Consider the following 2,260-nt stretch of genomic DNA (forward strand, 5'->3'; position numbering starts at 1 on the left):
CGGCCAGGGCCCGTCGTTCGTAGGCTGCGTCGACCAGACGGTAGAAGCCCTCGGCTGCGTCCGGCGAGACGGGCAGGAGCCCGATGTCGTCGACGATGATCAGGTCGGTTCGGATCAGCCTCGCCATGGCCCGGGCGAGAGAGTCGTCCGCTCGGTGGCGGCGGACGAGGGCTCCGAGGTCTTCGATGGTGAACCAGGCGACCGTCATGCCGGCCTCGATGGCGGCCTGGCCGAGAGCCTCAGTGAAGTGCGACTTTCCGGTGCCCGAGGGCCCGCAGATGCAGAGATTCTCCTTCCGGGTCACCCACTCGAGCATCTTCAGCGAGTCCTGGGTCGGCCGCGGAATCGACGAAGCCGTCTCGTCCCAGTCGCCGAAAGTCTTGCCCGCGGGGAACCCGGCCCGCTTGCGACGAGTACGGAGATTGGCGGCGTCCCGGCCGGCGGCTTCCTCGGAGAGAAGGACGCGGACGACCTCGGCGGGATCCCAGCGTTGGGCCTTCGCGGTGGGGATCAGATCGGTCAGTGCCCGCCGGATGTGCGGGAGTTTCAGCCGCTTGGTGAGCTCGATGGCCTCGGCGAGGGGATCGCCGTGGGTGCCGGTGACGGTGCGGATTGGGGTGGCCATCAGTGTTCTTCCTTCTCATCGGCGATGCCGAACTTGGACCAGGCGGAGGTGCCCGGCTGCAGGCTGTGATCTTCGGAAGCCCGTGTGGGCTCGACCGTCTCGAGGCCGGCTTGGTAGGTGAGGATGCGGATCAGGTCGTTCTCCGCGAACCGTCCGGCGATCGCCGCGGTCCCAAGAGCGCGGTCGACGTCGGCGACGGAGTGAAGCTTGGCCAGAGCGACGGCCTCGGCCATCTTCGGCTTGACCCTGCGGGCCCCGGCGGCGCCGGCCTCGACCAGCCACGACGCGGCCCCCGGCCCGAGCGCGAGGAAGGCCGCTTCCTCGGCGGAGTTCGCCCGAGGGGTTCGGTCGCCCTGTTTGTCTTCCCGCAGCGGGTAGTGCTCGTCCTTGATCGCGGGGTTGCCCGGGGTCGAGCGGTCGTGGCGGGCGACCTCGGCCGGTCCGTCCTCGCCGACCGCGGTGACGATCAGCTCGTCGCCGTTGAAACGGGCCCAGACGCGGGTGTCGACCAACTGGTGCGGGATCGAATACCGCACCCCTTCGACCGAGATGGTGGCGTCCCAGTTCACCCGCCTCGTCGTCCCGAACGCGACCGCGAACGGCTCCTTCGGCAATGGATGCAGCCGCTGTCGTTCCTCTGCGAGGACCTCGGCGGGCTTGCGCCGGGTGGCTCGGTGGACCCGGTTGTTGACCTCGTCGCAGAAGTCGCGGCAGGCCGCCTCAAGGTGTCCGAAGGTCGGGTACTGCTCGAGGAGATTCGCGTCCGTGGGCACCAGATCGGCCTTCGCGATCCTCACTGTCGCCTCGGATCCACCCTTGGTTTCGGGGTCGGCCGGCAGGCAAGTACGGATCGTCAGTCCGTAGTGCCTGGCCACCTCAACGATCTCTGGGTTGCGGACCGCGATGTTCGCGACGTGCGTCGTGGTGACCGTCTTCTCGTTGTCGGTCAGCGCATAAGCCGGCACCCCTCCTATTCGCCGCAGCGTCGCATCGAGGCAGGCCACGATTGTCGGAAGCGTCTTGTCGAACACCGGAATGACGACCCGAAACCGCGACCAGGCCAGCCACGCGCACCACAACTGCGTCTGCCGCCCGCCGATCTTCGGACCATGGCCCCAGTCCCATTGCAGCCACAAGCCCGGCTCGGTGATCCACGGCCGATAGACCCGCCGCGATCCGGCCCGCAGACTCGCCTTGACCTCCGCGACCACCCGCCGAGTCGTTCGCTCTCCGCCTGTGAAGCCCATCGCCGTGATCCGCCGATGCACCACATCGGCACGGATCCGGCCGTGGGAGTTCACCACCAGTTCCTCGATCTTCGACAGGTACTCGTCGATCGGACGGGCCCGATGCTGGCGTGCCGTCGGGCTGGCGCCCTCGGCCCGCATCTGCACATACCGGGCCACCGTGTGGTGGTCGCAGCCAGCCAGCTCGGCCGCCGCTCGGTAACTCCCCGTGAGGTCGTATGCCTCCAGGATCTCCATGATCTCCCTGCTGTTCTTCACACCGGCCAGCTTTGCCGACCGGCATCGGTCCAGTTCCGGGGAGATATCTGGCCGTCCGTGGGGAAACCCTTGGCCATGAGTGGGGCGCTAAGTGGCCGCCTACGGGGAGTATCTACTGACCGCCGTCACC

Annotated in this window: 2 protein-coding genes; both read right to left on the reverse strand. The window is 68.0% G+C overall.

Annotated features, from left to right (window positions below; all coding sequences use genetic code 11):
* Positions 1 to 625: ATP-binding protein (locus ACZ6ZT_RS35145; RefSeq protein WP_469724507.1), on the reverse strand; the 625-nt coding region annotated here is incomplete at its 3' end.
* Positions 625 to 2,130 carry an IS21 family transposase gene (istA, locus tag ACZ6ZT_RS35150; protein WP_469724508.1) on the reverse strand — a complete coding sequence of 502 codons (1,506 nt, stop codon included), beginning with the start codon at positions 2,128 to 2,130 and terminating at the stop codon, positions 625 to 627. The genes ACZ6ZT_RS35145 and istA, both read right to left, overlap by 1 nt.
* Positions 2,131 to 2,260: the final 130 nt, after the last annotated feature.

This window comes from Streptomyces sp. NPDC102258 (assembly GCF_055584685.1).